This is a genomic window from Acinetobacter sp. CFCC 11171 (genome assembly GCF_003268405.1).
In the GTDB taxonomy this organism is placed as follows: domain Bacteria; phylum Pseudomonadota; class Gammaproteobacteria; order Pseudomonadales; family Moraxellaceae; genus Acinetobacter; species Acinetobacter amyesii.
Genome location: NZ_LQXP01000017.1, coordinates 17,488 through 38,129, shown reverse-complemented (window position 1 = coordinate 38,129; position 20,642 = coordinate 17,488). Strand labels below are relative to the sequence as shown.

The following is a 20,642-nucleotide window of genomic DNA, read 5'->3' as shown; positions in this document are numbered from 1 at the left end:
TTTCAAAGGACTGGGGTTACCATGGCTCAAATTATTGCGATTGCAAACCAAAAGGGTGGCGTAGGTAAAACCACAACGGCTGTGAACTTGGCTGCATCTCTAGCCATATTAAAAAAACGAGTTTTACTTGTGGACATGGATTCACAAGGCAATGCCACGATGGGTTCGGGCATTCAAAAAAATGATTTGTTGTATTCAGTCACGGATGTCTTACTTGGTGAAGTGACGATTGAAACCGCTATTTATAAAGCGGAAGTGGGCTATAAGGTTTTAGGTGCAAACCGTGACCTAGCTGGCGTTGAGCTTGCAATTGCAGATCAAGACGGTCGTGAGTTTATTTTACGTGAAGCATTGGCAAGCGTCGAAAAAGACTTCGACTATATTATTGTCGATTGTGCACCAAGTTTAAGTTTGATCACTGTCAATGCACTTGCAGCGGTACGTGCTGTGCTGATTCCAATGCAGTGTGAATATTATGCCCTAGAAGGTTTGGCTGACCTAACCCAAACCATTGACCGTATTCAGCAAGCTTTAAACCCAGATCTAGAGATCGTGGGTGTGCTTCGTACCATGTACGATGCGCGTAATGCCTTAACACGTGATGTGTCTGCTGAGCTTGAACAATACTTCGGTCAGAAACTTTATGACACGGTCATTCCGCGTAATATTCGTTTGGCTGAAGCGCCTGCGCACGGTTTGCCAGTGATTTATTTTGAAAAAAGCTCGAAGGGTGCAGTTGCTTATTTGAACTTGGCAGCTGAGATGTTAAAAAAAACCAAAGTAAAAAAAGGAACTAAAGCATGACCGTAAAAAAACGCGGACTGGCTAAAGGTCGTGGTCTGGATGCCTTACTCGGCTCAATCCAAAAAGAAAAACTACAGCTCGAAGCAAAAGCTTTAGATCATGGACAGTTAAAACAAATTGATGTGCATTTATTGAAACGTGGTGAGTATCAACCGCGTCGTTTCATTAAAGAACAAGATTTACAAGAACTTGCTGCATCGATTGAAAAGCATGGTGTCATGCAGCCAATCGTCATTCGTCCTGTCGAAGATGAAAAGCATCCCTACGAAATTATTGCAGGTGAGCGTCGTTGGCGTGCGGCTCAGCTTGCAGGTTTAACCGAAGTTCCAGCCATTGTTCGTGACTTGAGTGACCAAGTGGCAATTGCCTTGGCATTGATTGAAAACATTCAACGTCAAGATTTGAACCCAATCGATCAAGCCATGGCTTTACAACGCTTCCATGACGAATTTGGTTTAAGTCATCAAGAGATTGCCGATACGGTCGGTAAAGCACGTACCACGATTAGTAACTTGCTACGCCTCTTGTCTTTAGCGGATCAAGTCAAAGACTTTATGCAGCAAGGTTTGCTCGATATGGGGCATGCACGTGCGATCTTGACGTTAAAAGCCAAAGATCAGCTTAAAGTTGCTGAAATGGTGATTGAAAAAAGTATGTCTGTACGTCAAACCGAACAATTTGTTCGTGATTTGAATGCACCAAAACAACAAAAAGCTAAACCAATTGTTTCATCAGACATTCAACAACTGACACAACGTCTCTCTGATCGTTTCAGTGCAGACGTGAAAATTGATCATAATAAACAAGGGAAAGGCAAGCTGGTGATTAGCTACCATACTCTTGAAGAGCTAGATGGCATTTTAAATATTTGTCTAGCTGAATAATTTTTAAATTCGATTTATTGGGGAAAATCAAATGTGGGAATTAGTCAAAGCGGGCGGGTCGTTAATGATCCCGCTTGTCATTTGTTCGATCTTTACGGTAGCCATTACCATTGAGCGCTTTATTCGTTTAAAGAAATCAATGGTGTTACCAAAAGACTTGATGATGAATGTAAACACATCGGTGAAAGATGTGGTGCAGCTGCTAAAGCAAAGTCCAACTTTACAACAAAGTACATTGGGTCGTATATTGGGCGCAGGTTACGCTAGTAAAGATCAAAACGAGCAATATGCACGTGCGCAAATGGAAGTCACAGCGTCACAAGAAATTGGTTATTTAGAAAAAAATATCAACTTTTTGGGCACTTTAAGTGCTGTTGCACCTTTACTAGGTTTGTTGGGTACGGTGATCGGTATTATTGAAGCATTCTTAATGATTGATATAGGCACCAATAGTGATCCAGTGTTAATGATGCCAGGTATTTCTAAAGCATTGATTACCACTGCTGCCGGTATGTTAATTGCTGTACCTGCATTATTTGCGCATCGCTATTTCCAACGTTTGGTTCAAGAATATGTGGCTGAGTTAGAACAGCAGTCGACATTATTTCATGCCGCTTTGTTTTATAAAAAAACACCTGAAGTAGAAAGTCAGGACATTCAGAAAGCCAGCTGAGTGGAGACTGCGCATGAAATTTAAACGTCGTCAGGTTGAAGATATTCATATCAACCTCACACCGATGATTGACTGTTTGATGTTCATTTTGGTGTTCTTGTTGCTCTCGACCACCTTTAACCAGATGAGTCGAATGAACCTGACTTTGCCAGATGCACAGGGTGTTCCACCTAAAAACTATGATCAAAAGATTGAAGTTGTGGTGGATTCAACAGGACATTATTCTGTCAATGGTCAGTCATTGGCGAGTAAAGAAGTCTCTGATTTGAATACTGCAATTAAACAGACAGCCAATGATCGTCGTGATTTAATGTTCGTGATTGCAGCAGATGCAAAAGCAACACATCAAGATGTGATCCGGGTGATGGATGTTGCAGGTCAACTTGGATTTGTGAATATCAACATCAGTACCAAAGTTCCAACTCGAGGTTATTAGTGAAGCACGATTTTAAGGTCTATTTACGCCTATTAAGTTATTTAAAACCTTTTTGGGGAATCGGCCTGCTGGTTTTGCTTGGTTTCGGTATTAATGCTGCGACAGAAGTTTCTGTCGCAAAATTATTGGAACGCATTATTGAAGCCATTCAAAACAAAGATCAAAGCTTTACAACCTTATTTCCACTCTTGGTGGTTTTATTGATGTTCTTCCGTGGACTCGGTTTGTTCATGGGGGGATATTTTACCGCAGTGATTTCTCGAAACTTAATCTTTAACATTCGTCAGCAAGTATTCGCAAAACTCATGCGTTTACCTTCGCAATATTATTTAGATAATTCGAGCGGTCATATCACTGCAAAAATTATGTATAACGTTGAACAGTTGACGGCGGCATCGTCTGAGTCACTGAAAACGATTGTACAACAGGGTCTGATTACCATCGCATTATTGGGTTATTTGCTCTATACCAACTGGCGTTTAACCCTGTGTATTTTGATTTTTGGCCCAATTATTGGTCTGATCATCCGTAAAGCGTCCAAGCGCATGCGTAAATTATCCATGCAAGTACAAAGTACCATGGGGGATGTTAACCATGTGGTGCAAGAGACAGTGCAAGGCAATTTGGTGGTGAAGGGCTTTGCAGGGCAAGATTATGAACAAAACGTTTTTATGAAAGCTCGATGGAGAACTTACGCCGCGGCTTAAAAATGGTTGTGGTGCAACAACTCAATAGCCCAATTGTTCAGCTGATTATGTCGATCGCGCTCAGTATCGTGATGTATATCGCGCTACGCCCTGAGATTTTACAAGATACAACAGCGGGTGAGTTTGTAGCGTATATCACTGCCGCAGGTATGCTGAGTAAGCCAATTAAAACCTTGACGGATGTCAACGAAAAACTACAACGAGGCATGGCAGCAGCTTATTCAGTTTTTGAATTGCTAGATATGCCTGAAGAAGTGAATAACGGTACGCTGAAGCCTGCTTTGAAAGGTGATGTCGAATTTAAAAATGTCAATTTGATCTATGCTGATGGTCACCATGCGATTCATGACTTCAATTTAAAAGTTAATGCAGGGCAAACCGTTGCATTGGTTGGGCGTTCAGGTGCAGGTAAAACTTCATTGGTCAATCTGTTGGTACGTTACCAAGAGGTGTCTTCTGGGCAATTGTTGCTTGATCAGCATGATATTCACGATATAGAACTCAATAGCTTGCGTACTCAGATTTCGATGGTCAATCAGCAAGTGGTTTTGTTTAACCGTACTGTGCGTGAAAATATTGCTTATGGACAGCTCGAGCATGCAACAGATGAACAAATTATTGCTGCTGCCAAAGCTGCATTTGCACATGATTTTATTATGGATTTACCGCAAGGATATGACACGCCATTGGGTGCGCAAGGTTTAAATCTATCTGGTGGTCAACGTCAACGGATTGCGATTGCTCGTGCCATTTTGAAAAATGCGCCGATCTTAATTTTAGATGAAGCGACAAGTGCGCTAGATAACGAATCTGAATTTTTTATTCAGCAAGCATTTGATGCTGCGATGCAAGATCGTACCACGATCGTGATTGCGCATCGTTTATCGACCATTGAAAATGCAGACTGTATTGTAGTGATGGATAAAGGGCGTATTATTGAACAAGGTTCGCATACAGAATTGATGGCACAACGTGGTGCATATTACCAACTTCATCAGCGTAATTTTGAGGAAAATTAAGTCATGTCTTTTGCACAATTGATTCAGGATGCTTGGAATGAACAGGCAAAGTGGCTCATTGTGTTTAGACCTTTGTCATGGCTTTATCGTGGCGGATTTTTACTTAATAAAAAACTCTATCAATCAGGTATTAAGCAAAGCTATAAAGCGCCTATTCCAGTCATGGTCATTGGAAATATCACAGTGGGTGGGAGTGGCAAAACCCCCTTGCTCATTCACTTGGTCAGTTATTTAAATAGCTTAAACCTGCGTGTTGGTGTGATCAGTCGTGGCTATGGTGGTCAAGGACATTTCCGGCCTATGTGGATTTAGATTCGACGGCTGAAATGGTAGGTGATGAACCGAGCTTAATTGTTCAGTCTACAGGTGTACCGATGGCAGTCGGTCCAAACCGCCAGCAAAGTATTGAGTTGCTGCTATCCAAGCATGAATTGGATTTGATCATTTGTGATGATGGCTTGCAGCATTGGGCGCTTCAACGTCAGCTGGAGTGGATCGTGTTGGATAATAACCGTGGTTTAGGCAATGAAAAATTATTACCCGAAGGTTATTTGCGTGAACCGAAAAAGCGCCTTGATACTGGAACGGTCATTGAGCATTCAGCAGATCCAAGTTCTCCACTGAATATGCACCTAGAAGCGGCGCAGCCTTATTTGCTCAATAAAGATCTTGTGACGACATTTGATGCAAACAAAGATTTCTATGCTGTGGTGGGTATCGGATTTCCGCAACGATTTTATAAAACTTTAGAAAATATGGGGATTCATCAATTTCAATGTCATGAATTCCCAGATCATTATGAATATGAACTGAGTGATTTGCAGTTTGAAGATGCCAATCCCATCATTACCACTGAAAAAGATGCAGTGAAAATTTTAGCGATCCTCAAAAATAATCCAGATTTTAAAAGAGAAATATGGGTTGTTCCTGTAGATGCAGTGTTGTCACCTGCGTGTTATGAAACTTTGCATGCGCAGTTGAAACAACTGGGTCTGAAACTTCCCGAAGGCATTTAATTTATGAAACATATTGTTATTCCTGCACGTTTTTCAAGTTCACGTTTACCAGGTAAGCCATTGCTTAAAATTCACGGCCGTCCGATGATTTTACGTGTGGTTGATCAAGCCAAAAAAGTTGCAGGATTCGATGACCTATGTGTTGCTACAGATGATGAGCGTATTGCAGCAGTATGTCGTGCGGAAGGGGTTGATGTGGTATTGACCTCTGCAGAGCATCCATCTGGGACAGACCGTTTAAGTGAAGTTGCACGCATCAAAGGTTGGGCAAGTGATGACATTATTGTCAATGTGCAGGGCGATGAACCTTTGCTTCCCGCTCAATTGGTAAAACAAGTTGCACAATTACTTGTAGATCAGCCGACATGTTCAATGTCGACACTCTGTGAGCCGATTCATAGTCTGGATGAGTTTCAACGTGACAGTATCGTCAAAGTGGTGATGTCAAAGCACAATCAAGCGCTGTATTTCAGCCGTGCGACTATTCCGTATGACCGTGATGGTGCAAAGCAAGCTGAACAAACCTTGCATGATCAGGCTTATCGTCATTTAGGCCTATATGCATACCGCGTAAAACTCCTACAAGAATATGTCACTTGGGATATGGGTGTGCTGGAAAAATTAGAAAGCCTTGAACAATTACGCGTTTTGGAAAATGGTCACCGTATTGCCATTGCTGTGGCAGAAGCGAACCTTCCACCGGGCGTAGATACTCAAGCTGACCTTGATCGTTTGAACCAAATGGATGTTTCGAACTTCGAATAAGGTTAAACGATTTATGCAAAATGACATTGTGGCGCAAGTGTACCCTTGGCAGAAAAATACATGGAATACATTAACCAGCCGTTTTCCACAATTGGGACATGGCGTGCTTTTGTATGGCAAAAAAGGCTGTGGTAAAGAGGCATTTGCAAAACAATTTCTTGCATGGGTGCTGTGTCAAAAACGTGATGAGCGAACTGAGCCGTGTGGTGAGTGCGGGAGTTGCCAGTGGTTAAAGTCAGATACACATCCAAATTTTGTTCATATCAGTACAGATGAAGACAATAAAAAGCAAAACGCCAAAATTAAAATCGAGAAAATTCGTGATTTATTGCCTTTTGTGCAGCAAACCGTAGACGGTTGGCGAGTTGTGTTGATTGAGCCCGCTGAAGCATTAAACATTGCGTCATCGAATGCGTTGCTGAAAACGCTAGAAGAGCCGGGTGAGCGGATTGTGATTATGTTGTTGGCAGAGCATTATTTGAAATTGCCGGCAACCATTCGCAGTCGAATGCAGCACTATGCATTGGATCGTATTGAACCCGAACAATCACAGCAATATTTACAGCAGCATTTGCCCGATAGTGGTGAAACTCAGCGCAAAGTTCTCATGAACTTAGCCAGTCAAATGCCATTACAAGCAATTTCATTGGCAAGTAGTGAATGGCTAAATATGCGCCAAGAGTTTCTACAAGATTGGCAAAAACTTGTGACACAAAAAAACATGCCGATGGCGATTGCGACCAAGTGGAATAAAGCACTGAGTTTTAGTGATTTTAGTCAAATGTTTGAATACTTGTTGTCCGATATAATTTGTGTCAAGCTAAATCAATCCATAAAAAATATAGATTTGGATTTTGGGGTGTTGGCAGAGCAATATTCGCTCGAAACACTCTTTGGGATTTATACAGAATTACAGCAGTCTAAGCGGTTCATCGAGCAGAACGTACAGGGGAATCTGGTCGTAGATGAGCTTTGCATCAAACTGATGAATGTTTAATTAAGGGGAAACATCATGCAACCACGTATGGGCGGGATTGTTCACGCTAATATTCCAGATGTGGAAACACTTTTTGCGAGCTACATGCCTTATGTCGTTGGTGGCGGTTTATTTGTACCATCAAAGCAAGCTGTGAAAATGGGTGATGAGGTTTTCTTATTGGCGACTTTGCCTGAACAAAGTATAAAAATTCCTTTGACAGGAAAAGTGATTTGGATTTCGCAAAAGCAAAATGGCATTAAACCACAAGGCTTTGGAATTCAATTAAGCGGCGAAAAAGGTGTTTATTTCAAAACAGAAGCAGAACGTTTACTTGCAGGGCTTAAATCTGAGGGGCGTAGAAGTTACACTATGTAGTTACAACAGTGAAGACTTGTAGGTACATATTGTGTTTGTAGATACCCATTGCCATTTAACCATGCTCGACTTAAGCCCTTATGAGGGTAATTTAGATCTTGCATTGGATCAGGCTCGTCAAGCCGGGGTCTCAAAATTTATGAGTATCTCGGTTGATCTAGATGACCATATTGAACTTTCAAAAATTGCTGCACGTCATGCCGATGTGGGTTATTCCGTTGGGGTACACCCATGTGAAGATCCTGCAACGATGGCTCGGGCAACAGAAGAATATCTCATTGAATTAGCACAACCTGAAAAGGTTTGGGCGATTGGTGAAACAGGGCTGGACTATTTTCATAGTACAGACTTTATTGCAGAGCAAAAAGAATGCTTTGCCCGCCATATTCACGCATCACAAGCTGTAAAAAAACCAGTGGTTGTTCATACCCGTTCTGCAAAGCATGATACGGTGGATATTATCCGTGCAGAGAAATCCACTCACGGGATTTTGCATTGTTTTACTGAAGATTGGGAAACAGCAAAAGCGGTCTTAGATTGTGGTTATTACGTGTCATTTTCAGGCATTGTTTCTTTTAAAAATGCGCAAGATTTACGTGATGTGGCTAAGCAAGTACCACTGGATCGCGTGCTGATTGAAACAGATAGCCCATACCTTGCACCGATGCCCTATAGAGGAAAGTCTAATGAACCAAAATACGTTCCTTATGTAGCCAAAGCCTTAAGTGATGTATATGATAAGTCAATTGAAGAGATGGCTTTCATTACAATGCAAAACTTTGAAAATCTCCTCAATCTTAAGTAAATAATTTGAATTGATATAAGAGTAAGAGAGTATAGGGTGAAGATGGATCGTCAAGCTCAGTTTAGAGCAAGAGAGGCATTAATTTTCCAAGTGGCAGAGCAGCTGCTACTGGAAAATGGCGAAGCAGGGATGACACTAGATGCGCTAGCGGCAGAACTCGACTTGGCAAAAGGGACGTTATATAAACATTTTCAAAGTAAAGATGAACTATATATGTTGCTCATTATTCGTAATGAACGCATGTTATTGGAAATGATTAAAGACACCGATAAAGCTTTTCCTGAACACCTTGCTTTCTTTATGTTGCATCACTTACATCACCCAGAACGTACAGTGTTGTTTCATCAAATTGAAGAGCGTTTATCGACAACGGGTGTGGGTATTCAACACTTGTTTAGTGAACTTTATCAAGTGCGCAAACAACGCCTACGATTGATCATTCGTATGACTGAGCATTATTTGGAGTCGATTCAAAGTAGCATGCCAGTACGTGATTATCTTGCTTCAATTTGGTCACTTACACATGGCGCTGCAGCAATTTTGAACTCTAGTTTTTATCAGCGTTATTTGGGTTCAAGAGACACCTTGCGGGTTGCGTATATTGATCAAGCCTTGGCCTTACCAAAACAAGTGCATGCGGTTGCTCAATTCGCTTAAAGGCTGCTTATGAAAAGTGCATCACCATCATTGGTTCGTGGCTTCACCCTCGTAGAATTGATGGTGGTGATTGTAATTATGGGCATCATGGCCTCATTGGTGCTTTTGAATATCGGTGGGACAGATCAACGCAAAGCCATGCAAGCACGCGAAGTGTTTGTGATGGATCTGAAACGAATTTTACGTGATGCAAATGATCAAGCTTTGATATTGGCTTTACAGCAAAAAGCTGGAACGGATGTCAACACGCAAAGCTATGCGGTACAAGAATATTTACCAGAACAAAAACGTGTAGAAAATAGTATTTTAAATCAAAATAATAAATGGCAAAACTATAAAAACTTTGAAACCCGAGTATTACCTGAAAATGTCTCTTTTACGATTCAGCCTTTAGACCAGCAGTATGAAAATGCCAATAATGATGATTTGTTAAATACCAATGCACCCAAGTTGATTTGGTTAGGTAATGGGGAAGTGAAGCCTGTGCGTATACAGTTTTATTTTGAAGAACGTCCCATTGGCAATGAAATCGAAATTGATCATTTAGGGAAAGTTAATGGGGGCTAAAGGATTTACGCTACTTGAAGTCATGGTGGCATTGGCGATTTTTGCGACTGCGGCAATGGCTTTGTCTAATGTTGCGATGCAGTATACACAGTCGACAGCACACGCAATTTTAAGAAATAAAGCACAATTCGTTGCGCTGAATGAAATCGCTAAGATGGAAATCAATCGTGAATGGATGACGGGTACTGCATCAAAACAAGTCACTGAACAAGGCGAACAATGGCAAATTGACAAAAAAGCCCAAGCCACCATTAGTCCAAATGTACAACGGATTGATATCCAAGTGAGTTTGATGAATGCTGAAACAGGCGATGTTGAAGCAGGGATTAGCAGTTTGGTGTTCTTTAACTATAAGGCTCCGTTGGATGAAAATAATAACTAGAAAAAAACGTACATCTCAAGATATGCCTGTGCTTGTACAGCAAGGAATGAAGAATCAAGCAGGATTTACCTTAGTTGAGCTTTTGGTTGCGATTGCTATTTTCGCAGTGCTGTCTGCTTTGGGTTGGAAGGTTTTTGATTATGTCTCGAAAGTGAAGGAGCGAAACGCAACCCATGAGGCAAGGCTGAGTCAGTTGCAAGATGCCCATCAGCAAATTCTCAGAGACACAGTACAAGCTGTGCCCTTAACTGCCAATATTAATGGAGATATTCAACCCGCGTTAGTATTGCAAAATGGCCGATTTAATTTCAGTAAGACAGGTGTCACTGATCCATTAAATCAGGGCATTGCACCTGACGAGCGAGTGGAATATCAATACAAAGCTGATGAAAAAAAATTGTATCGGCTAAAATTTAAAAATCTCAACCAAACGGGGCATGATCAGCCAGATTCGAGTGTTTTACTGGATAATGTTGAACAATATAAAATCACGGTACTCAATCCAAATGAGTTAGAGAATTGGCCAGATGCTGCCGCTGATTTGAATAATGAAAAAACCATTCAACTGTTACCGCGGGGTATCAGGATGCAGCTCACAGTTGATGGGACAAACTACGAATGGTTATTCAGTTTGTTAAATACTGATTTTTTATTGGATAAAAATAAGAATGGTTAGCGGTCAGGTAGTAGAGTCATTTGAAGTTCGGAGTTGCTTATGAAGCAGCAACGCGGCATCGCTTTGTTAACTATCCTGATGATGGTAGCTTTGGCAACCATAGTTGCAGCAGGCATCGCAAAACAACAAGCCAATACTTCTGAAAATACCGCCTACGTGATGCGCCAAAATCAATCGATGTTATATGCGAAAAGTGCTGAAGCATTTTTTGCTGAACTTTTGGTAAATGATGCCGAAAATGCAGGGCAGGTGGATTACCTCCAAGAAAATTGGGCTCAGCCTATGCCAGCCTTTCCTGTGGAAGGTGGAACTGTTGCAGGTGTGCTTCAAGACGAATCTGGAAAATTTAACCTTAATAGTTTGGTTTCAGAAGAGGGTGTGGTAAATGACAAAGCAAAATTATGGTTTGAAAAAATATTGCAGCGTGTTGGTTTACCCGCAGAATTAAGTCAAGCCGTGATTGACTGGCAAGATGAAGATGATGAGACTTCTGGCCCGATGGGGGCAGAGCTGGCGTACTATCGTGGTTTAAATAATGCGGCATTACCGCCAAATGCAAAATTTCATAGTGTGGAAGAACTGAAATCAGTCCGTGGTTTTGAAGGTGCTCAATATAAACTGATTGCGCCCTATGTGAGTAGCTTGCCCTCGCATGAAACAACGGTAAACATTAATACCGCTCCTGCATTTTTGTTAGCGACTATGGATGATCGTTTAGATGTCAATGCAGTTGAGCAAGCTTTGCAACAAAAAGCTGCCAAATTTGAACATTTCGAAAATATCAATGATTTATGGGCAATGGAGCCATTTGCACAGGTGAGCACAGAAAATAGGGAAGTTTTAAATTCACAATTGGGTGTGCAGTCGAACTATTTTAAAGCGCAAATTGAAATTATTTTAAATGAAAGAAAGCGTCAATTTACCAGTGAGTTAGTGCGAAAAGATAAAGATGTATATGTGGCTTTTCGCAGTATGGCGCCATTTTAGGTCTTAAATATCGCTAAATTTTCATGATGCCTTTTCCCAATTGTGCTGAATAGCAAAATTAATGCCTCTTGTTAGACTTTTGCATTATAATCTCTGAGAACCCATAGATTATTTGATTGCATTACGACACATGTTAATTCGTAAGTTATTTAAGTTTGAAAACGCGCATATCGTGCGTAATTGCACGTCAGACCGTTGCAAACGTTCCATTCATGGACACAGTTATAAAGTCGAACTATTACTTAAAGCGTCGAAACTTGACCATGGACAAATGGTTTACGATTTTGGTTTGCTCAAAGGGGTAATTAAAGACTTATTTGACAGTTTTGATCACGCGATTTGTTTTTGGCAACACGATGATGCTGAGTACATTCGTGCCTGCAAACAGTTCAGTGCACGTTGGGTTGAACTACCTGTATCGCCTTCAGCAGAGCAGTTTTCACGAATCTTCTTTTACTTAGCACAACAAGTTCTAAAATCAACAGAAACTCAAAATGGTGAGGGTGATGTTGAGGTGTATTCTGTGATCGTGCATGAGACAGACACAGGCTATGCGCAAAGCTTCTTAGAAGATATCGACAACGCACAAATGGGGTTGTTGCAGTTAGATCAAATTGTCTTCTCCGAACAGGTTCAGTCGGAATGGAACGATACTCAAATGTATGAAAAATTAAAACAGGGTCAAAAATTTTTAAACCCTGCAGTTGATTTACAAGTTAGAATTTAAGTAAATATTTGGTTTTATTAGGATTGGTTAACAGTGATGTCTTTAACAGAAGAGCAACAAGCAAAACTCGCTAAAGTGCAGCTTGAGCCTAGCTGGAAATATGCCCTAAGTGAGTTTTTGCTTAGCCCTCGCATGGATGAGTTAAAAGACTTTCTGCTACAACAAATCAAACAGGATAAAGTGATTTATCCACCGAATCCGCTGATCTTTAATGCCTTAAACACGACACCTATGGCAAATGTAAAGGTGGTGATTTTAGGCCAAGACCCGTATCATGGGCCAAATCAGGCACATGGTTTAAGCTTTTCGGTACAAAAGGGGGTTGCATTACCACCTTCTTTACGTAATATCTTCCATGAGTTAAATGCTGACCTCGGGGTTCCTGTGTCAAAACATGGGGACTTAACACGCTGGGCAGAACAAGGTGTTTTGCTTTTAAATGCGGTACTGACTGTTGAGGCTGGGCAACCAACTTCACATCAAAAACGTGGATGGGAAGATTTTACAGACCATGTGATTGATGTTTTAAATGAACAACGTGAGCATATCGTCTTTATTTTATGGGGGGCATATGCACAGCGTAAGGGACAACGCATTGACCAAAATAAGCACTTAGTGCTAAAAGCCGCGCATCCATCTCCTTTGGCTGCAAACCGCGGTGGATTTTTTGGTTGTAAGGTGTTTTCAAAAAGTAATAATTATCTTAAACAAAATGGCATTGAGCCAATAGACTGGCAGCTGGACGCATGACTTATTCTCCCGTTTCAAAAAATTATCACCCAGATCTGATTGTTGAAGAAGCGAAAAAGGGCTGGCGCATTGTTCGCCTGAATCGCCCAAAATCGCTTCATGCATTAGATGAATCAATTTGCACAGCGTTGCTTGAAGTCTTTCAGGACTTTCAACACGATGATGCTGTAAAAGCAATTTGGTTAGATTCCACTACGCCGAAAGCATTTTGTGCAGGTGGCGATGTACGCAAATTGCGACAATTGGTGGTCAATGATGAAGTTGAAACGGCGAATAAATTTTTTGAACAAGAATATGCCCTAGATTTGCTGCTGCATAACTATGCAAAGCCGATTTTGGTTTGGGGCGAAGGTTATGTGATGGGTGGTGGCCTAGGTCTATTTATGGCCGCACCTTTCCGTTTGGTAACACCTTATTCACGTTTAGCAATGCCTGAAATTAATATCGGTTTGTATCCAGATGTGGGTGCGACGCGTTTCTTGGCTGACCGTGGTGCCATTGGGTTGTTTACTGGGTTAACTGGCTCTATTATGACCGCAGCAGGTGCTTATGGTATCGGTTGGGCAACGCATATTTGTGATGCACAGCGTGATAACGTACTTGAAACTGTCATCAATATTGATTGGGATCATTATCCAGCAGGCGATTTTCGTGCCATTGATGACACTTTAAATAGTATGCATCGTCCTGTGGGGCCGGGGCCATTACAAAACTCGTTAGATGTGATTCAAAGTGTGTGCCGTGGGCATAATTTTGAACATGACTATGAATCAATTATAGGTTTAAGTGATGCGCGTAGTGATTGGTTACGTCAAGCCAGTGAAAATCTACAAAAAGGTTCACCTGCAACCGCCGCATTAACATGGTTGTTATGGCAGTGGGGCAAGCAGGTACATTCTTGGAATGAAGTGTTTGAACTTGAAACCCAAATTTCGGATTGGAAAATTCGTCATGCAGACTTTGTGGAAGGTGTGCGCGCCCGTCTAGTCGATAAAGACCTCTCTCCAGAATGGAAAAAAGGTACAGATCTTTCCCTTAAAGGGATTTTGGCTGATGAGCCTCCTGTAACCAATATTGACAGTTGGAATGCACTGTTAAGACAGTATGGTGTAATTTAATTAATTGATGTCTGAACAAAATCTATATAGTGATGAACATTGGATGCAGCTTGCTTTCGAGCAGGCTGCACAAGCTGCCGAATTGCAAGAAATTCCTGTAGGCGCAGTCATTGTGAGTCAAAATCAAGTCATAGGTGCAGGGTTTAATGCGCCGATTTCTCTGAAAGATCCCACCGCACATGCGGAAGTACAAGCTTTGCGACAAGCTTGTTTGAATATCGATAATTACCGATTACCTGACGACGCAACTTTATATGTAACTTTAGAGCCATGCACAATGTGTGTGGGTGCTTTGGTACATTCAAGAATAAAACGAGTGGTATTTGCGACGACTGAGCCTAAAGCAGGTTCTTTGGTTAGTTCGCGTCAATTATTAAATTCAGGCTACTATAATCATATCTTTGAGTTTGAGCATGGTTGCCTACAAGAGCAATGCTCCCAACAATTAAGTGATTTTTTTAAAATGCGTCGTGAACAAAAACGACTGATGAAGTTACAGGAAAAAGCCACTTTGACTGAACTTAATTTAAAAAATCAAGTAAACTCTACTGACAATTAATATTGTCAAATAAAATAGGGTACAACATGAAATCCATTCAAGTAAAAAAAGAATTTAATGCACCGGTCGAGCAGGTTTTTGAATTACTTTCAAAACATTCGACCTATAACGTGGCTTTTGCGCCGATTCAAGTGGTGCGCGTAAAAGATTCAGCAGATCCTGAACGTCCTGATGGTGTGGGTTCTGTGCGCCGTATGGGCTTTGGGCCAGTGAAGCCGTTACAAGAGCAAATTACCTTGCTTGAGCCAAACCAACGTATTGAATATAAAATTATTAAAAACCCATTGGTGAAACATCATTTGGGCGTGATTCAATTCGAAGCGATTGATGCTGCGCGTACTTTAGTCACTTATACGATTGAATTACAGGCGCGTGCGCCATTCGTTAGTCAATTAATCCTTGCGCAACTGAAGTCAGCGATTAAAATTGGTTTTTCAAAACTTGCAAAAACCGTATAAACAAAAGTGGAAGAGCAATGACAGTTCAAATCATTACAATTGATGGCCCAAGTGGCTCAGGTAAAGGAACACTGGCAGCAAAAATTGCGGCACATTATCAGTTCCACTTACTCGACTCAGGTGCGTTATATCGTCTGTTGGGATTGTCATTGCATAAGCAAGACTTAATTGATGCATTAGACTCAAAGCTCGATGAATGCGTAAAAATTGCAACAAATTTAGACATACAATTTGTGACAAATGAAGCAGGTGTTTCGGTGCTTTTAGATGGTGAAGATGTCTCAAAAGTTATCCGTACTGAGAGAGTCGGAGAGTTTGCCTCAAAAGTTGCTGCAATTCCTGCACTTAGAACTGCGCTTTTAGAACGTCAGCATGCCTTTGCTCAAGCACCTGGTTTGGTTGCAGATGGCCGTGATATGGCAACTACGATTTTTCCAAATGCCCAAGCCAAGATTTATTTAACGGCTTCTGCTCAGTCCCGTGCGGAGCGCCGTGTAAATCAGTTGCAGGCTATGGGCGTGGATGTTAAAATAAACGACATTTTAGCTAATATCGAAGCGCGTGATAAGCGAGATATGGAACGCGCAGTCGCTCCACTCAAGCCTGCGCCAGATGCTTACTTCATTGATAGTTCAACTTTGAGTATTGATGAAGTATTCACGCTGATGACGAATTACATCGATCAGCAATTAGCAAACTAAAGAATTTTCAGCAGAAGCATAGCTTGATCAGTCTTATACGGACTATGTAGACGCTTAATTAAACCGGCCTTGTCTGATCCAAGACCGCTGACTTTACTAGGTATATCATGACCGAATCTTTTGCAGCCCTCTTTGAAGAAAGCGAATTAAACCTCAACGTTGAAAAGGGTGCTGTCATCCAAGGCGTTGTAGTAAGCATCGACTCTGACTGGGTAACAGTTGACACTGGCCTTAAATCAGAAGGTATTGTTGACCGCGCTGAATTCTTAAATGAACAACGTGAACTTGAAGTTCAAGTTGGCGACACTGTTGATGTAGTTGTTGAAGCTCTTGACAACGGTATGGGTCAAACAGTTTTATCACGTGAAAAAGCTAAACGTGCTGAAACTTGGACTAAACTTGAAAAAATCTTTGAAGACGGCGAAATCGTTACTGGTGTTATCTCTGGTAAGGTTAAAGGCGGTTTCACTGTTGACATCGGTCCAGTTCGTGCGTTCCTTCCAGGTTCTTTAGTTGATACTCGTCCTATTCGTGATACTACTCACTTAGAAGGTAAAGAGTTAGAATTTAAAGTAATCAAACTAGATGCTAAACGTAACAACGTTGTTGTATCTCGTCGTGCTGTTATGGAAGCTGAATCTTCAGCTGACCGTGAAGCTCTTCTTGCTCAGCTTGAAGAAGGTCAAACAGTTACTGGTACTATCAAAAATCTTACTGACTACGGCGCGTTCGTTGACCTTGGTGGTATTGATGGTCTTCTTCACATCACTGATATGGCTTGGAAACGTATCAAGCATCCTTCAGAAGTTGTTGAAGTTGGTCAAGAAGTTACTGTTAAAGTACTTAAATTCGACCGCGAACGTAACCGCGTATCTTTAGGCCTTAAACAATTAGGCGAAGATCCATGGTTAGCGATCATGAACCGTTACCCTAAAGGTTCTATCGTTAAAGCTCGTGTAACTAACTTAACTGACTACGGTTGCTTCGCTGAAATCGCTGAAGGCGTTGAAGGCTTAGTACACGTTTCAGAAATGGACCATACTAACAAAAACATCCACCCATCTAAAGTTGTTCAGATCGGTGACGAAGTTGACGTTATGGTTCTTGAAGTTGATGAAGAGCGTCGTCGTATTTCTCTTGGTATCAAACAAACTCGTGCTAACCCATGGGAAGAGTTTGCTAAAGAACACGACAAAGGTGAAAAAGTTTCAGGTACTATCAAGTCAATCACTGACTTCGGTATCTTCATCGGTTTACCAGGCGGTATCGATGGTCTAGTTCACTTGTCTGACATTTCTTGGAACGAACAAGGCGAAGAAGCGATTCGTCGTTACAAGAAAGGTGACACAGTTGAAGCGGTTATCCTTTCAGTAGACGCTGAAGGCAACCGTATCAGCCTTGGCATCAAACAAATGAACAGCGATCCGTTCAACGATTTCTTAGCTGCTAACGAACGCGGTGCGCTTGTTAAAGGTACTGTAACTGCAGTTGACGCTAAAGGCGCTACTGTTAAGTTAGCTGACGAAGTTGAAGCGACTCTTAAAGCATCTGAAATCAACCGCGACCGCGTTGAAGATGCAACTAAGTTCCTTGAAGTTGGTCAAGAAGTTGAAGCTAAAATCATCAACGTAGACCGCAAATCACGTTCTATCAACTTGTCTATCAAAGCGAAAGACGAAGCTGAAGAAAAAGAAGCAGTAGCTAACTTGAACAAGACAGCTACAGCAACTTCAGACAATGGTCCTAAGACTATTGGTGATTTGATCAAAGCTCAAATGAACCACTAAGTAAGTGTTTGAATTGTATTGTTAATGTAAATTAATTAATATATTTTACACAATTACTGTAACGGTAGCGTAGTAAGTGATTATTACGCTACCGTTTTGTATTTAAACAGGTTATTATCGGGAAACTGATCCTAGGTAGCTTGATAATTAAAGAGGTCGCAGATGACTACTGAAGCACTTAATAAGTCTGACTTAATAGAGCGTATTTCTCTTAAAAACCCACACTTAGCTGAACCCTTAGTGGAAGAGGCCGTTAAGATAATGATCGATCAAATGATCGAAGCTCTGTCTACAGACAACCGAATTGAAATCCGTGGTTTTGGTAGTTTTGCATTACATCACCGTGAGCCACGTGTGGGTCGTAACCCAAAAACCGGCAAATCTGTTGAAGTTGCAGCAAAAGCTGTTCCGCACTTTAAACCTGGTAAAGCTTTACGTGATGCGGTAAACGAATCTGCAAACTAATTCAAAACATTGTTAGGGGTTTTTATGCGTTACGTATTGGTCGTAATTCTACTGGTCCTATTTGGATACTCATTGGCTTTGGTTCTGCAAAACGGAACTGAACTTTCAGTCGATTTGTTGTTTACACAAGTGCCTGCAATGCGTTTAGGGCTTTTATTACTATTAACTTTGTCATTAGGTTTGGTTTTAGGTCTTTTATTGGCAGCACAAGTATTCCGAGTATTTCAAAATAACTGGGAAATTAAACGTCTACGTAAAGATATTGAGCGCCTACGTAAAGAGCAAATTCAAACTGCTCAACTGGCTGCTGCTGAAGCGGCTGCACATACACGTCATGAAAAAACAGTTTTAGATATTGATGCAAATGAGCGTCCTTCTAACCCGTTATAATTGGGTTTATGAAGTAAATTAACTACTTTTATGAGTATAGTTAAATTTTATATTAAACACTCTGGTGGATCATCGGGGTGTTTTTTTATGGGCTGAAAAAAATAAGCCATATATCTTAAATAAAATAATGAGATAGCTAAATTCAAATTAATCATTTCAATTAACATGAGTTTTATGACTTTCTGATCAAGTTGAATCCATCTATAATGCACTAATTTTGTCAAAATGAAGGGTAAGTCTCTTGAGTATCATCGTTGCACTAGATGCTAAAAGCCAATATGACGCACTTACAATTGCAGAGCAGTTAGATCCTGCATTATGTCGAGTTAAGGTTGGTAAAGAGTTATTTACCCATGAGGGTTCAAGTATCGTTAAAGCATTGCACGATAAAGGTTTTGAAGTATTTCTAGATCTTAAATTCCATGATATTCCAAACACCACAGCACAAGCAGTTTGTGCAGCTGCGGATATGGGTGTGTGGATGGTCAATGTACATGCATCAGGTGGCCGTAAAATGATGGAAACCTGTGTAGAGCGCCTAAAGGCGGGCAATTACAATACTCAGTTAATTGCTGTTACGGTTTTGACATCAATGGGTCGTGAAGATCTTGCGGAATTAGGCTTAGATGTGGAACCTTTTGAACATGTGAAGCGTCTTGCGACTTTAACGAAAGAAAGTGGTTTGGATGGTGTAGTTTGTTCGGCACAAGAAGCGAAAATGTTACGTGAAACTTTGGGTGCTGACTTTGCATTAGTAACACCGGGTATCCGTCCTGAGGGTTCTGCAGCGGATGATCAAAAACGAATTGTGACACCTAAACAAGCCATGCTTGATGGTTCTACACATTTGGTGATTGGCCGTCCAATTACTAAATCGGATAATATGCGTCAGACTTTAAAAGATATTTTGGCGACTTTGTAAGATCCCACCCGACCTCCCTTTGAAAAAGGGAGGAGAAAGTCCCTCTTTTTTAAAGAGGGATTTAGGGAGATTAAAATCGTTAAAGCACCGCCAATATACTCACCAATATAGGTGCAAGTACAGAAAGGATAAAGCCGCTGACCATGGCATGTGGAATAAAATCATTACCACAGGCTTGTTTGACCATAGGTAGGGTGACATCCATAGCTGTTGCACCCGCAGATGAAATTGCAGAGCGTGGGTAGCGCCAGCCAATAATATACATAAATACAATCGCAAAAATTTCTCTGAATAAATCATTCATCAGCGCGATACTGCCTAGATGCGCATTTTTTAATTCAGTCACGACGATGCCTGTCATCGAATAGAAACCATAGCCTTGTGACAGCATAATCAAATCTTTCAGGCTGATTTGTGGCAATAGATAGGCTGCAGCAAAAGCGCCCAAAAGTGAACCGACGATACAGCCCAGAGGAACAAGTAGAATTTTCCAATTTAACCAAGAACGATCGAGCGGTGAGTAGGCGAGATCTAGACCAATCAGAAACATAAAGACTAAGAGTAGATCCCAAGTACTCATATGTGGCTGAAGACTAAAATGTGCTGCCATTTCGGCAAATACATAACCTAAACCTAATGCAATAAAAGCATAGCTAATATTGATGAGTGAGCTTGTTACCAACTGCATGGACACTTTGCCATGACTGGGTTTATAGCCTAAAAGCTTAAATAAAATATAGCAGCAAATAAAAGCACCCACTGAGGTAAATAGTGCAATAAGTACTGATGAAGAAAGGATTTGCAGAGGTGCTGGAATAGTGTGTAATGTTTCGGAAAATTCGATTGCAATAGCAAATAACAAAATATAAGTAAAGTACGGCAGGAGTTTAAAGGCGATTTTTTCAAGCCAAGTGGGTAGGCGACGTGCAAGAATAAAACCAAGCCCTAAACAGGCTAAGAGCTGGAAAATCAACCAGAAAGATTGCATACAAAAATAGGCAGATAATGAATACCTGCCTATTATGACCTGTTA

24 protein-coding genes and 2 pseudogenes are annotated in these 20,642 nt (G+C 41.1%); 25 read left to right on the top strand and 1 reads right to left on the bottom strand.

The genetic code is table 11. The annotated features are described in order from the left end of the window. The first annotated feature begins 21 nt into the window (after positions 1-21). From AVJ20_RS09755 to pyrF, 25 genes and pseudogenes are all read left to right on the top strand, one after another. Positions 22-804, top strand: a complete 783-nt coding sequence (locus AVJ20_RS09755; protein WP_111885066.1) for a ParA family protein — start codon at positions 22-24, stop codon at positions 802-804. Further along, positions 801-1,688, top strand: coding sequence for a ParB/RepB/Spo0J family partition protein (locus tag AVJ20_RS09750; protein WP_111885065.1), 888 nt, complete (start codon positions 801-803; stop codon positions 1,686-1,688). Before AVJ20_RS09755 ends, AVJ20_RS09750 begins: the two co-directional genes overlap by 4 nt. A 31-nt stretch (positions 1,689-1,719) precedes the next feature. Next, a complete protein-coding gene (locus AVJ20_RS09745) occupies positions 1,720-2,361 on the top strand; it encodes a MotA/TolQ/ExbB proton channel family protein (protein ID WP_111885064.1) in 642 nt (213 codons plus the stop codon). 13 nt (positions 2,362-2,374) lie between these two features. Continuing rightward, a complete protein-coding gene (locus tag AVJ20_RS09740) occupies positions 2,375-2,797 on the top strand; it encodes an ExbD/TolR family protein (RefSeq protein ID WP_078193671.1) in 423 nt (140 codons plus the stop codon). Further along, positions 2,797-4,523: pseudogene (gene msbA / locus AVJ20_RS09735) on the top strand (lipid A export permease/ATP-binding protein MsbA). The gene AVJ20_RS09740 and the pseudogene msbA overlap by 1 nt, the downstream one beginning before the upstream one ends. 3 nt (positions 4,524-4,526) lie before the next feature. Continuing rightward, positions 4,527-5,539, top strand: a pseudogene (gene lpxK, locus AVJ20_RS09730) (tetraacyldisaccharide 4'-kinase). 3 nt (positions 5,540-5,542) lie between these two features. Then, positions 5,543-6,304 (top strand): 3-deoxy-manno-octulosonate cytidylyltransferase, encoded by a 762-nt coding sequence (gene kdsB / locus AVJ20_RS09725; protein ID WP_111885063.1) that lies wholly within the window; start codon positions 5,543-5,545, stop codon positions 6,302-6,304. A gap of 13 nt (positions 6,305-6,317) precedes the next feature. Beyond that, positions 6,318-7,301 (top strand): DNA polymerase III subunit delta', encoded by a 984-nt coding sequence (locus AVJ20_RS09720; RefSeq protein ID WP_111885062.1) that lies wholly within the window; start codon positions 6,318-6,320, stop codon positions 7,299-7,301. A 15-nt stretch (positions 7,302-7,316) separates the two neighbouring features. Next, positions 7,317-7,658 (top strand): PilZ domain-containing protein, encoded by a 342-nt coding sequence (locus tag AVJ20_RS09715; protein WP_111885061.1) that lies wholly within the window; start codon positions 7,317-7,319, stop codon positions 7,656-7,658. Positions 7,659-7,689: 31 nt separating this feature from the next. Beyond that, a complete protein-coding gene (locus AVJ20_RS09710) occupies positions 7,690-8,463 on the top strand; it encodes a TatD family hydrolase (RefSeq protein ID WP_111885060.1) in 774 nt (257 codons plus the stop codon). A 42-nt stretch (positions 8,464-8,505) separates the two neighbouring features. Beyond that, on the top strand, positions 8,506-9,120 hold the full coding sequence (locus tag AVJ20_RS09705; RefSeq protein ID WP_078193665.1) for a TetR/AcrR family transcriptional regulator: 615 nt from the start codon (positions 8,506-8,508) through the stop codon (positions 9,118-9,120). Positions 9,121-9,129: 9 nt separating this feature from the next. Next, positions 9,130-9,687: a type II secretion system protein gene (locus AVJ20_RS09700; protein ID WP_111885059.1), complete on the top strand. Its 558-nt coding sequence runs from the start codon at positions 9,130-9,132 to the stop codon at positions 9,685-9,687. Continuing rightward, a complete protein-coding gene (gspI, locus tag AVJ20_RS09695; protein ID WP_111885058.1) occupies positions 9,677-10,069 on the top strand; it encodes a type II secretion system minor pseudopilin GspI in 393 nt (130 codons plus the stop codon). Before AVJ20_RS09700 ends, gspI begins: the two co-directional genes overlap by 11 nt. Positions 10,070-10,115: 46 nt before the next feature. Beyond that, on the top strand, positions 10,116-10,745 hold the full coding sequence (gene gspJ, locus AVJ20_RS09690; protein WP_111885090.1) for a type II secretion system minor pseudopilin GspJ: 630 nt from the start codon (positions 10,116-10,118) through the stop codon (positions 10,743-10,745). A gap of 39 nt (positions 10,746-10,784) precedes the next feature. Then, entirely contained in the window at positions 10,785-11,732 is a 948-nt protein-coding gene (gene gspK, locus AVJ20_RS09685) for a type II secretion system minor pseudopilin GspK (RefSeq protein ID WP_111885057.1), read from the top strand. A gap of 130 nt (positions 11,733-11,862) precedes the next feature. Further along, positions 11,863-12,459, top strand: a complete 597-nt coding sequence (locus tag AVJ20_RS09680) for a 6-pyruvoyl trahydropterin synthase family protein (protein ID WP_078193661.1) — start codon at positions 11,863-11,865, stop codon at positions 12,457-12,459. A gap of 36 nt (positions 12,460-12,495) precedes the next feature. Beyond that, positions 12,496-13,209: a uracil-DNA glycosylase gene (ung, locus tag AVJ20_RS09675; RefSeq protein WP_111885056.1), complete on the top strand. Its 714-nt coding sequence runs from the start codon at positions 12,496-12,498 to the stop codon at positions 13,207-13,209. Next, positions 13,206-14,327 carry an enoyl-CoA hydratase/isomerase family protein gene (locus tag AVJ20_RS09670; protein ID WP_078188941.1) on the top strand — a complete coding sequence of 374 codons (1,122 nt, stop codon included), beginning with the start codon at positions 13,206-13,208 and terminating at the stop codon, positions 14,325-14,327. The genes ung and AVJ20_RS09670 overlap by 4 nt, the downstream gene beginning before the upstream one ends. A gap of 7 nt (positions 14,328-14,334) precedes the next feature. Continuing rightward, on the top strand, positions 14,335-14,886 hold the full coding sequence (gene tadA, locus AVJ20_RS09665; RefSeq protein ID WP_111885055.1) for a tRNA adenosine(34) deaminase TadA: 552 nt from the start codon (positions 14,335-14,337) through the stop codon (positions 14,884-14,886). Between the two features lie 26 nt (positions 14,887-14,912). After that, the gene (locus AVJ20_RS09660; protein ID WP_111885054.1) at positions 14,913-15,344 is read left to right on the top strand and encodes an SRPBCC family protein; all 432 of its coding nucleotides are present in this window, start codon (positions 14,913-14,915) and stop codon (positions 15,342-15,344) included. A 17-nt stretch (positions 15,345-15,361) separates the two neighbouring features. Continuing rightward, on the top strand, positions 15,362-16,045 hold the full coding sequence (cmk, locus tag AVJ20_RS09655; RefSeq protein WP_078193656.1) for a (d)CMP kinase: 684 nt from the start codon (positions 15,362-15,364) through the stop codon (positions 16,043-16,045). A gap of 107 nt (positions 16,046-16,152) precedes the next feature. After that, complete coding sequence (gene rpsA, locus AVJ20_RS09650) at positions 16,153-17,832, top strand: 30S ribosomal protein S1 (RefSeq protein WP_078193655.1); 1,680 nt, start codon at positions 16,153-16,155, stop codon at positions 17,830-17,832. Positions 17,833-17,994: 162 nt separating this feature from the next. Next, positions 17,995-18,297: an integration host factor subunit beta gene (locus AVJ20_RS09645; protein WP_067767464.1), complete on the top strand. Its 303-nt coding sequence runs from the start codon at positions 17,995-17,997 to the stop codon at positions 18,295-18,297. Between the two features lie 24 nt (positions 18,298-18,321). Then, complete coding sequence (locus tag AVJ20_RS09640; RefSeq protein ID WP_111885053.1) at positions 18,322-18,687, top strand: lipopolysaccharide assembly protein LapA domain-containing protein; 366 nt, start codon at positions 18,322-18,324, stop codon at positions 18,685-18,687. A 241-nt stretch (positions 18,688-18,928) separates the two neighbouring features. Continuing rightward, on the top strand, positions 18,929-19,609 hold the full coding sequence (gene pyrF / locus AVJ20_RS09635; RefSeq protein ID WP_078193653.1) for an orotidine-5'-phosphate decarboxylase: 681 nt from the start codon (positions 18,929-18,931) through the stop codon (positions 19,607-19,609). A 79-nt stretch (positions 19,610-19,688) separates the two neighbouring features. Here the strand turns inward: pyrF and AVJ20_RS09630 are convergent, their stop codons facing one another. Further along, a complete protein-coding gene (locus AVJ20_RS09630; protein ID WP_111885052.1) occupies positions 19,689-20,597 on the bottom strand; it encodes a lysine exporter LysO family protein in 909 nt (302 codons plus the stop codon). Positions 20,598-20,642: the final 45 nt, after the last annotated feature.

Bases quoted from the DNA above. Each gene is read 5' to 3' on its own strand.
- AVJ20_RS09755 (WP_111885066.1), top strand. From the start codon at position 22: ATGGCTCAAATTATTGCGATTGCAAACCAAAAGGGTGGCGTAGGTAAA.
- AVJ20_RS09750 (WP_111885065.1), top strand. From the start codon at position 801: ATGACCGTAAAAAAACGCGGACTGGCTAAAGGTCGTGGTCTGGATGCC.
- AVJ20_RS09745 (WP_111885064.1), top strand. From the start codon at position 1,720: ATGTGGGAATTAGTCAAAGCGGGCGGGTCGTTAATGATCCCGCTTGTC.
- AVJ20_RS09740 (WP_078193671.1), top strand. From the start codon at position 2,375: ATGAAATTTAAACGTCGTCAGGTTGAAGATATTCATATCAACCTCACA.
- kdsB (WP_111885063.1), top strand. From the start codon at position 5,543: ATGAAACATATTGTTATTCCTGCACGTTTTTCAAGTTCACGTTTACCA.
- AVJ20_RS09720 (WP_111885062.1), top strand. From the start codon at position 6,318: ATGCAAAATGACATTGTGGCGCAAGTGTACCCTTGGCAGAAAAATACA.
- AVJ20_RS09715 (WP_111885061.1), top strand. From the start codon at position 7,317: ATGCAACCACGTATGGGCGGGATTGTTCACGCTAATATTCCAGATGTG.
- AVJ20_RS09705 (WP_078193665.1), top strand. From the start codon at position 8,506: ATGGATCGTCAAGCTCAGTTTAGAGCAAGAGAGGCATTAATTTTCCAA.
- AVJ20_RS09700 (WP_111885059.1), top strand. From the start codon at position 9,130: ATGAAAAGTGCATCACCATCATTGGTTCGTGGCTTCACCCTCGTAGAA.
- gspI (WP_111885058.1), top strand. From the start codon at position 9,677: ATGGGGGCTAAAGGATTTACGCTACTTGAAGTCATGGTGGCATTGGCG.
- gspJ (WP_111885090.1), top strand. From the start codon at position 10,116: ATGAAGAATCAAGCAGGATTTACCTTAGTTGAGCTTTTGGTTGCGATT.
- gspK (WP_111885057.1), top strand. From the start codon at position 10,785: ATGAAGCAGCAACGCGGCATCGCTTTGTTAACTATCCTGATGATGGTA.
- AVJ20_RS09680 (WP_078193661.1), top strand. From the start codon at position 11,863: ATGTTAATTCGTAAGTTATTTAAGTTTGAAAACGCGCATATCGTGCGT.
- ung (WP_111885056.1), top strand. From the start codon at position 12,496: ATGTCTTTAACAGAAGAGCAACAAGCAAAACTCGCTAAAGTGCAGCTT.
- AVJ20_RS09670 (WP_078188941.1), top strand. From the start codon at position 13,206: ATGACTTATTCTCCCGTTTCAAAAAATTATCACCCAGATCTGATTGTT.
- tadA (WP_111885055.1), top strand. From the start codon at position 14,335: ATGTCTGAACAAAATCTATATAGTGATGAACATTGGATGCAGCTTGCT.
- AVJ20_RS09660 (WP_111885054.1), top strand. From the start codon at position 14,913: ATGAAATCCATTCAAGTAAAAAAAGAATTTAATGCACCGGTCGAGCAG.
- cmk (WP_078193656.1), top strand. From the start codon at position 15,362: ATGACAGTTCAAATCATTACAATTGATGGCCCAAGTGGCTCAGGTAAA.
- rpsA (WP_078193655.1), top strand. From the start codon at position 16,153: ATGACCGAATCTTTTGCAGCCCTCTTTGAAGAAAGCGAATTAAACCTC.
- AVJ20_RS09645 (WP_067767464.1), top strand. From the start codon at position 17,995: ATGACTACTGAAGCACTTAATAAGTCTGACTTAATAGAGCGTATTTCT.
- AVJ20_RS09640 (WP_111885053.1), top strand. From the start codon at position 18,322: ATGCGTTACGTATTGGTCGTAATTCTACTGGTCCTATTTGGATACTCA.
- AVJ20_RS09630 (WP_111885052.1), bottom strand. From the start codon at position 20,597: ATGCAATCTTTCTGGTTGATTTTCCAGCTCTTAGCCTGTTTAGGGCTT.